Annotated in this window: 6 protein-coding genes; 2 read left to right on the forward strand and 4 right to left on the reverse strand. The window is 41.8% G+C overall.

Features of this window, described 5'->3' with window-relative positions; genetic code table 11:
* Together QZY09_RS05875 and QZY09_RS05880 are read right to left on the reverse strand one after the other, a co-directional pair.
* Positions 1-907 (reverse strand): hypothetical protein (locus tag QZY09_RS05875; RefSeq protein WP_295669468.1); only part of this gene is annotated, 907 nt, incomplete at its 3' end.
* Between the two features lie 10 nt (positions 908-917).
* A complete protein-coding gene (locus QZY09_RS05880) occupies positions 918-1,559 on the reverse strand; it encodes a peroxiredoxin (protein WP_295669470.1) in 642 nt (213 codons plus the stop codon).
* Positions 1,560-2,127: 568 nt separating this feature from the next.
* On the opposite strand from QZY09_RS05880, the gene QZY09_RS05885 reads away from it, so the two are divergent.
* Together QZY09_RS05885 and QZY09_RS05890 are read left to right on the forward strand one after the other, a co-directional pair.
* A complete protein-coding gene (locus QZY09_RS05885; protein WP_295669471.1) occupies positions 2,128-5,250 on the forward strand; it encodes a tetratricopeptide repeat protein in 3,123 nt (1,040 codons plus the stop codon).
* A 327-nt stretch (positions 5,251-5,577) separates the two neighbouring features.
* On the forward strand, positions 5,578-7,710 hold the full coding sequence (locus QZY09_RS05890; protein ID WP_295669473.1) for a tetratricopeptide repeat protein: 2,133 nt from the start codon (positions 5,578-5,580) through the stop codon (positions 7,708-7,710).
* A gap of 275 nt (positions 7,711-7,985) precedes the next feature.
* On the opposite strand, the gene QZY09_RS05895 is transcribed toward QZY09_RS05890, so the two are convergent.
* Together QZY09_RS05895 and QZY09_RS05900 are read right to left on the reverse strand one after the other, a co-directional pair.
* Positions 7,986-9,149 (reverse strand): glycoside hydrolase family 172 protein, encoded by a 1,164-nt coding sequence (locus tag QZY09_RS05895; protein WP_295669475.1) that lies wholly within the window; start codon positions 9,147-9,149, stop codon positions 7,986-7,988.
* Positions 9,150-9,251: 102 nt separating this feature from the next.
* Complete coding sequence (locus QZY09_RS05900; RefSeq protein WP_295669477.1) at positions 9,252-10,085, reverse strand: amidohydrolase; 834 nt, start codon at positions 10,083-10,085, stop codon at positions 9,252-9,254.
* Between the last annotated feature and the right edge of the window lie 197 nt (positions 10,086-10,282).

The raw sequence follows: 10,282 nt of genomic DNA on the forward strand, positions 1-10,282 counted from the left end.
CCAGCTGCAATATTTTTTGAAACCTCCTTTTCGAAATGAATTTTCCAACCACCTCGTCAAAGTCATGCTTTTCGTCATTTTTAAATAGCGGATCGGCCGATGGGAAGATAGGCGTAGCGGATAAAAAGCTTTCCTTATCGGGATAAAAGCCAAAGGTCCTGGCCACATAGGTTGAATCGGAATTATACTTGATCAGCGTGATAAAGGTATGCCCCACTCTATTTAACCTGATAAATATTTTTGGCTTCCCTGATTTGGGTTGCTGTATGTGCACCAGCAGCGCGTACTTCACACCTGTTTTTCCATCTTCAAACGGATTGATAATGTCCACACTTTCCACAGCAGCCGATTGGATATTCTTCCCGTCGTGATTGTAAAAACCGCTGTCGGTTTTTAATAATAAGCTATCCCTGCTGTTGATGGCGAGCAGCCCGGCACTATCCAGGCTATCATTGATCATTTTAACTGAATCACTCCCGGCAACAGGCTGCTTTATAAAATAACCCTTCCGGTAAATATCATCTCCGGGCACATTGTTTTTAAAATAGCATTTCATTACCAATGGATACAACCTCAATTTGGCAAATAAGCGCGCCAGGTGCAGGTTTAATTTCGAGCCGCGTTGCCGGGGATCAATGTCCGGTTTATTATTAAGTTCGCGCAAAAACGACAGCAGCAATTTACGGCTGGGTTTTTTATTGAAGCTATTTTCAAGATCAGCAAGTACCTTTAACTCATTATTATTATCCTTCGCAATAGCCGGAGAACCGGGATAAGAGGTAGGTACTAAAGGGTTTATTTTAACCGATGCTAATGAATAATCCTGTTTACCCTGGGCAAACAAATGCTGCCCGGCAGTTGTCAAAAACAGGCAGAAGAAAAACACACGGGTTAAGGATAGTTTCATTTCTAAATCATTAAGCAGACCTTTTATCGGTACGGACCATTGCCGATTCGTAAACTGCCTGTAATATATCGTCCATCGAAAAATTACCGGTTAGGTCCATATCGATATTGGCATACACCACCTGTTTTAAAGGGTCAATTACATAAGTGGCCAACAGCGGCACATTTACATCGATTCCTGAAAACCGGTCCCAAACGGGATAATTTTCCGAATATACGCGGAACATCTCAGCAATTTCATGATTTCCATCAAAATAGAAATTTAATGACAAATCATTTTCCCATGCGGTTTTTACCAGGTCGTCGTCATTTTCGGCGTTAATGATCAGTAAATTACCTCCGTTTGCTTTTATATCTTGCTGAATGGCATTAAGCCTGTGCAATTGGCCCACCCCGTTATCTTTCCAATGCTTCGAATAAAAGCTGATCACCAATGGCTTATTTTGCAATTGCTTTGATAAAACAGGCGCAAATATTTCAGTCCCTCCATAAAACCGCTGCCACTTTAGCTGATCTCTTTTAAACGAAAGATCAGGAATAAAATTACCCGCTTTTACAGGTTTTAAGGGCTGATAGCGCTTATAAACAAGGTCTATTTCGGGGATGATTTCAAGGAGTTCAAAAAAAGGGTATTTTTTTGCTGAGGTTAACATAAATTAAAAGTATTGAACAGTAATTAAATTAGTGAGAATAGTTAAGCGGCCAGCGATAAATGCCTAAAGGTTATCTGCAGCAACAATATATATTGCCTGTTCCGCAACCCGGGCGGCTGCAACACATTCGAACGGGTATCATTGAAACTTTGTTTAACATTTGAATAACAGTGACGAAACAAAAATACTACTTTATCTATATACTTTATAGTATTTTTTTATTATTTTTCCTATTCACACGATGTTAACAACTTTGGGCGGCTATTGTAGCCAGCTCTTCATAAATTTAAAACATATTAACGGGGATTATATAACCCAAAATTGAGGCTTTTATACCCTATTTTTAAAAATTAAGAATATTTGAAATTTTGAACCTTACTTCAACGAAACCTGTTTACAATGCTATTAAAGCATTTTTGGATACAATCGGGGGTATTAAATTAAATATTTGTTTGTTTTTTGATATTGACGGGGAAAAGATGCCTTTAACCGGTGAAAAGCGTCAATATGTTAAAGAAATCAAAAAAATTGGCTTATTTATTGCCAATAATTGATATTAATAAGAATTATGAAAAGACTATTTATCATACTTTCATTGTTACCTTGCCTGGCGTTAGCCCAAAAAACAAATTATCTTAAAAAAGGTAATGAGGAATCAGGCAAGAAAAAATATACCGAAGCAATCTCCGATTTCAATATTGCTATTCAACAAAACGACAAAAATATTTGGGCCTATTTTTACCGCGGAAACGCTTACGCCAATATCAACAAATACAATGAAGCCATCATTGATTTTTCAAAAGTGATTGAGCTTGATCATCGTTTTATTAAGGCTTACTTCTATCGCGCAAATGCCTATGGTAATATTTGTGATTTTAAAGACGCTGTAAGTGATTATACCCAGGTAGTTGGGGCCGACAAACACAACCCACTCGCCTACTATTACATGGCTAACGCCAAAAACAACCTTAAAGATTATAAGGGCGCACTTGACGACTATAGCATGGCCGTTAAGCTGGGTAAACGTGGATGGGAAATTTACTATGCCATAGCAGGTGCAAAAAGCAATCTTTTTGACTACGAAGGTGCCATGAAAGATTATGACCGGGCAATTATTGACTATAATAAAACGGTACGGTATACAAAAATGAATCAAAGTTTGGCTGCGGCAAAAGTTCATTTATATGAATACCGGGGGGTTACAAGGGCCAATGCCGGTTATTACAGCCAGGCCATCAGTGATTATAAAATAGCCCTGGACCTGGATAAAGAAAATGCCGACGTTTATTATTACAGGGCCAATGCCTTAAGCAACACAAAAAAATATAACGAGGCCATTAACGACTATAATACAGCTTTTGAAGATTGCAGTAAAAAAGCCGCAGAAAAACCGGTAGAAAGTGCCGGCCCCTGCAATGCACCGTCCGCAGGTGTGTGCAATTTTAAAATGGCCGATCTGTACCATTACCGGGGAAATGCCGAGAGCAATGCCGGGGATTATGTGAATGCTATTAAAGATTACGATGCCGCAGCTGCGTTGACTCCCGATAACGCTGAAATACTATTATCACGCGGTGTCGCTAAAGCAAAGTCGAACGATACGCCGGGAGCCGAAGCCGACTTTGAAGCAGCCATAAAACTGAACCCCAACGATGCAAAAGTTTACTATTATCTTGGAAACGCAGATGCCGAGATAAAAGACTATGCCAATGCCATCATTAATTACGACAAAGCATTGCAGCTGGGTTTTAACCATGCAGAACTTTACCATTACAGGGCTAACGCTAAAAGTAATTCAGCAGATTTTGAAGGTGCAATAGCCGATTTTACCATTGCGATCGAACTAACCCCAAAAGATGCAGAGTTATATAAATACCGCGGTGTTGCTTATTCCAATTCAAACGATTACCACGCTTCGATAGCTGACTTTAAGATCGCAGTACAACTTAATCCTGAGGATGCGGAGATCTATTATTACAAAGCAAATTCCGAAGCCTCGGCCGGCGAATTCGAAAACGCGCTGAACGACTATAATAAAAGCATCGTCATGGACCCTAAACATGCCGAAGCGTACCTTTACCGTGGAAACGCCAAAACCAAATTAAATGATTTTGATGGTGCGATCGCAGATTTTGATAAAGCGATTGAGATCAACCCCAATTTACAGAATGCCTATTATTATTTGGGCAAAGCCGCAAGCGACGCCGGCGAACTTAAAAAAGCGCTGGAGTATTTTGACAAAGCCATCGCCAAATCGCCCGAAAATGCTGAATTGTATTTATACCGCGGACTTGCAAGGAACAGGCTCGACGACACCCTCGGCGCGCTGGATGATATCAATCACGCCATTAAATACAAACGCGAATATTCAGAAGCTTACCAGCACCGCGCTGAAATTTACCTGTCGCTAAAAAATTACAGCAGCGCCTTGCTGGATGCTGACACCTCCATCCTTTACAACAAAAACAAGGATGGCTATGGCTATATTACCCGGGCTGACGCTGAAATTGGTTTAAAAAGACTGGACAGCGCCTTAACTGATTTTAACGCGGCAATAAAAGAGAACCCAAAAAATAGCGATGGCTATTCTGGCCGGGGACATTTAGAGTTCCTTACCTTAAAATATGTTGAAGCGCAGGCGGACCTCGATAAAGCTATTGAAATAAACCCCGCCAACATTTACGCCTACCTTTACCGGGGCGACCTGAAAATTGCCATCGGCGACAATGCCGGTGCGATCCAGGATTACCGGAAACTGTTGGTTTTTGAACCAAAGAATGAAGAAGGTAATTTAAAGCTGGGCAAAGCGCTGTTAGCCGAAAAGAAATATGCCGAAGCATTAAAATTATACGACCGCCTTATTGCCAATAACAACAAAAACGATGAAGTTTATGTACTTCGCGGTGTTGCATTGGGAGGCGAAGGGGAAACCCAAAAAGCTTTTGCTCAATTTAATGAGGTGATAGGCAGGGATACCACCACAGTGAATGACCTTACGGCAATGGTTAATGAATTGCGGAAAATTAAAACGACAATCGTCACCTCTTCAAATTATGCTGCACTAAGAAGCACTTATGTGCCGGATGCCGACACCACCTCGGGCATTAAACGCATTTACCGCGCTATGGGCAAGCTTAAGCCCATCATTTCAGATGCTTATATCTATATGGGCAACATCTATATAACTTTGAAAGATACTGTTGTTGCCAGCAAAAATTTTGATAAAGGAATTTATTACGACGAAAATAATGATGAAGCCTTCTTTTCAAGAGCGAATTTAAAGATGTGGCAAAAAAACTACCAGGGAGCTGATTTTGATTACGTTAGCGTACTCCTGATCAATCCTGACAATGTAAAAACCTATGCCTATCGTGGCCTTGCAGAAAGCTACCTGCGGGATACCGCGAATATGCGTACAGATTTTGAAGAAGCAATTAAGCTGAGCCCGAAAAATGAAAATAACTTTATTTTACGCGGCAAGGCAAAAGTTAATTTGCAAGACCAGGCCGGCGCGATGAAAGATTTTAATACCGCCATAACCCTGAATCCGAACAACCCGGATGGTTGGTATAACAGAGGCGTGGCCAAATTAAACCAAAACGACAGCAGCGGTTGCGCGGATCTGCGCAAAGCGCTGGACCTTGGTTCAAAAGAAGCGCAGGATGCTATCAAAAAATATAGCAGGCAATAAAATATTCTAATCTTTATAGCGATGGGTTTTAAACCCATCGCTACAATAAGCTTTATAACACCACCTATATTGTAAAAACCTGCATACAACTCTAATTAGCTGGTTAATAACAAAACAATTCTCCCCAATTCTTCGTATTAAAGCTGCAGACGCAATTATCGGATTGTCAATTCCATTTATTTGGGGTTGAATTAACTGTCCGGTTTGATTTATTATTTCTCCGGATTGGTATGATAAAAGGTTTTTTGGTGACAAACGCGTCTCAATTTAAGAATGACACGAAAACAATTAACGTTTTTTTTGCCTGTAATCGACATTCATAAAGTTATGAAGAGACTTTTGGTGCTCATTTCTTTTTTGCCCTTTATCTCACTGGCGCAATCTTCGGATCAGTTGATGACCCGTGCAAATGAAAAAGCAAAACATAAAGCATATAACGAAGCAATTGCTGATTTCAGCAAAGTGATCAGCTTAAACAATAATAATATAAAGGCATACCAATACCGTGGAAATGCCTACACCAATATCAACGACTATACCAGCGCTATTAGCGATTTTACGAAAGTTTTAAGTGCCGAACCCAATAATGCCGAGGTTTATTCGTACCGGGCGAATGCATACAGCAACCTTAAGGATTATGCCAGCGCGATAAATGATTTTAACAAAGCGATAGACCTGGGTTTAAAAACGGCGGATATGTACCATTACCGCGCAAATTCTAAAATTAATTCCGGCGACTACGCAGCCGCCGTGGAAGACTTCAGCAAGGCAATAGCCATCAGCCCAAATAACCCCGAACTCTATGAATACCGCGGGGTTGCCAAAGCAAATTTAAAAGATAACAGGGGTGCCATTGAAGATTACACCCGCTCGCTAAAGCTGAATCCAAATAACGCAGATGTCTATTATTACCGGGCGAATTCAAAAGGCACCATTGCCGATTACACCGGGGCAATTGCAGATTACGACAAAACCATCAGCATGAACCCGGCAAATGCCGAAGCCATTTTTTACCGGGGTAATATCAAAACAAACCTGCATCAATATAAAGAGGCCATGCAGGACTATAAACATGCTTTGACCTTGAAACCCAATATGGCAAATGGGTTTTATTACATGGCAAAAGCTGCGGGTAATGCAGAAGACAACAAAGATGCCATCCAAAATTTCAGCAAAGCAATAGCAACCGACCCTACAAATGCAGAATTGTATTTATACCGGGGAATCTCTGAAAATAAACGAAGTGATACATCGGCCGCGTTAAGCGACTATGGCAAGGCGATATCCCTTAGCCCGAAATTCGCCAGAGCCTATCAAAATCGGGGCGACCTTAGAATTTCAATAAAGGATTACCGGAGTGCCAAAGCAGATGGCGATTCCGCAGTAATGTATGATACCGATCATGACGGCTATGCCTATGTAACCCGCGCAAAAGCAAAAACTGCCTTGCAGGACACCGCCGGCGCACTGGCCGATTATAATACGGCCATACAAATGAACTCCAAAAACACGGAAGCGTATACCAGTCGCGGCGAAGTTAAGGCCGAACTGGCCGATTATACCGGCGCACTTGCCGACCTTGATGAAGCTATTGATTTATATAGCGGTTACTCGTACGCCTACCCTGCCCGCGCAAAGGTAAAAAGTAAAATGGGCGACCGAAAAGGAGCAATAGCGGATTTTAAAAAACAACTGGAATTTGACCCTAAAAATAAAGAAGCACAATTAAGGCTGGGCAAAGAGCTGGTTGCCGACCACCAATACGCTGAAGCATTACTGTTTTTTAACAGGGTTATTACTCCTGCTACAAAAAACGGGAAATTTTATATTGCCCGTGGCGAGGTAATGTGCGATATGGGCGATTACAAAGGGGCCATTGCCCAATTTAACAGGGCATCACTGGTTGACACTAATATGCGTTCGTTGACGTATGCAAATATTGCAAATGCCGAGATCAGGCTGAAAAAATATGATGCAGCTGAAAGCGACCTCGAAAAAGCCATCACCAAAGACCAAAACAATGATGACGCCTACTTTTACAGGGCGAATTTAAAAATGATCCGGAAGAATTATATCGGCGCGGTTTATGATTATATCAGCGTTTTGCTTATCAACCCCGACAATATAAAAACGTACGCCTACAGGGGCCTTGCGGAAAGTTTCATCGCTGATACGCAGGCCATGCGTGTGGATTTTTATCAGGCTATTAAACTTAGCCCAAAGGAACCCGCCAATTATATTTTGCGTGCCAGGGCAAAAATGAACCTGAAGGATTATAACGGGGCCTTAAATGATTTTGATATTGCCATCAGCCTAAACCCCAATAATGAGGAAGCCTGGTATTACCGCGGCCTTGCCAAAATTGAGCAAAGCGATAAAAGCGCCAGTGCCGACCTGACCAAAGCTCTTGCCCTCACCTCAACAGACGCGGTTGACGCGGTTAAAAGATACAGCAAGTAATTTCACTAAAAATCATCCGGGTATTTTACTTTGCCATTCAGGTAACGCTGACTATGAAAAGGATGATTTGATTTTATTTCGGATTTCGACTGCCTGCCGTAGTCAGGAATGTTCGATTTCGGAATATTCAGTATTTGATAAATCTTCGTGTTCTCTGTGTAATTCTTTGTGACCTCCGTGGTTAAAAATTGAACCGTAAAGATCGCAGATAAGGCAAAAAGCCTGCTGAGGGATATTATAATTCCGAAATCGAAATTGCGAATTCCGAAATTAACCTAATTCACCTCCAGTTGATCCTTCGTCGGAAATACCGGAAATGCCCCATGTGGCTCACTCTGGTACCAGAACACTACAGAGGCAATATCATCCTGTAATGGCATATAACGCCCATCAGAATGCCAGCCCAAATCCTGTATCGTAACTTTCAGGTCTTTTTCAAAACGGATCGGATCGGCAATATGCCAGCGATACAGGCCAAAACGCTGCGCTATTCCATAATGCCCGTCACCACGGATCACCTGGGGTAAACCACTGTAAGGGCTGCAAAATTCGGTATATTCACTACTTTCTGTACCATCTGCCTTTTTATGCATGCTGTCAAAATCATAAGCTCCATTAAAATAATCCTCGGTACCGGTACCATTAATGGTTGGAAATTGGGTGTCGCCATCCATAAAAAATTTGATCTCCCCTTCGCCCCACCATCCGTTTTTGTTGGAGCCATAGGCCAAATAGGTACCCACATACTGTCCTTTGCCTTTGATACTATCCACCAACACATAATCTTTTTTAAAGGGCAAAGGGTTTACCCTGCGGAACTGGGCATGAAAATAACCTGCGTCTTTAGGTACATCCGTTAGAGTATAATCCACTTGGTAATATAAAACCATATCTTCATTATCAATATTCTCCATGGTGATCCGGCATTTCTTGCGGAAGGGCATAGGCCAGTAACAATTTAAACCACTGCCCGGATTAACGGCAACTGCCAGCGAATTTACCTGCGCATATTTGCCCCAGCCCATACAAAAGAAATCGCCAACAGGCACCTCAACCGATGGGCTTGTTTCATCATCCCAATAAAAACGAAGAATTGAATAGCGCCAATTGCCTGTCGGTGTCATCCAGATATGCTGTATAGCGCCTGATCCGTCGATTTCGGCAACTGTGTAGGTAGTATGTTTTTTAATTACTACGCTGGGGCTCACTTTCCATCCCTGGCCCAACTCTTTTGAAGGGCCTGCCCCCGTACCGGTGGTGGCCATGCCACCTTTACCCTTTTCACCGTTAAAGTTTTCAGGGCTGATGGAACGCGTCTTCGCATCCGACATCCGGTAAATGTTGCCCAGGTTAACACCTAAGCCGTTGAATTTTTCCTGTGCCTTAACTGATAAAACTACAAAAGCAGTCATCAACATACACAAAACTGATCTTTTCATCCTTGTTTATATTAATCGTTTATAAATGCAAGCACTGAATCTTCTCTCGTACCTTTTACCTTTCAGCTCTTTCGTTCTACCTTTTACCTTTCAGCTTTCACCTCATTTTAATTTATAAAACTCCACAGCATTTAATCCCCAAAACCTGGCCTGTTCATCATCCGACAGTTTCGCAATGTAATTTTTAACAACCGAAAGCATTTGCTGGTAACCGCCAGCCACGTTACATACCGGCCAGTCGGAGCCAAACATTACCCGGCTTGCGCCAAATGCCTCAAAAACCACGTCGAGGTAGGGTTTAAAATCAAGCAGTACCCAGTCGTACCAGTCGGCCTCGGTGATCATGCCGGAGATCTTACAGTAAACATTTTCATGCCTGCCCAGTGCCTTTATGCCCAACTCCCACTTATCCATATTTTTATTTTTGATATCGGGTTTGGCAATATGGTCAACCACAAAGCGGGTTCCTTCAAATTTCTTCACAAACTCATGGGTATAGCCCAACTGATCTGGAAATATCAATATATCATAGGCAAGGTCGTGTCTTTTAAGCGCGCGGATCCCATTCATAAACTGCGGGTTCAGCATCAGTGCCCTGTCCGTTTCACCCTGCAAAACATGGCGAAAGCCTTTCAGCTTTTCAAATTTGCTGTAATATTCAATGCGATTGCCCGCATCAGCAGCCCTCAGGTCAAGCCAACCCACTACACCTTTTATAAAATCATATTTTCCGGCAAGGTCAAGCAAAAATGCTGTTTCCGCCTCACTTTGGTCCGCCTGAACAGCCACACAACCGTCGATACCAAACTTGTCGAGGATAGGTTTCAAGTCTTCGGGCATAAAATCCCGCTGGATAGACGACATCGTATCCCCAATCCAGCTATCCCTAACCGGGTCAAATTTCCAAAAATGCTGATGGGAATCTATTTTGGTCATGTAATTGGTTGAGTAGTTAAATTGGGTTAATTAAGTTAACTAAGTTAAATGGTTGATTAGTTTTAAAACAGGTTACAATATAGCAATTTAACATTAATTCAATCAACTATTGTCGTGTCAACCATAAATTGGCTCATCATCAATCTTCAAGTTGATTGAACCCAAAAAGCATAAAAAGGGTTTACAAAAGGTTTACA

The organism is uncultured Mucilaginibacter sp., from assembly GCF_903913935.1.
Taxonomy (GTDB): Bacteria; Bacteroidota; Bacteroidia; order Sphingobacteriales; family Sphingobacteriaceae; genus Mucilaginibacter.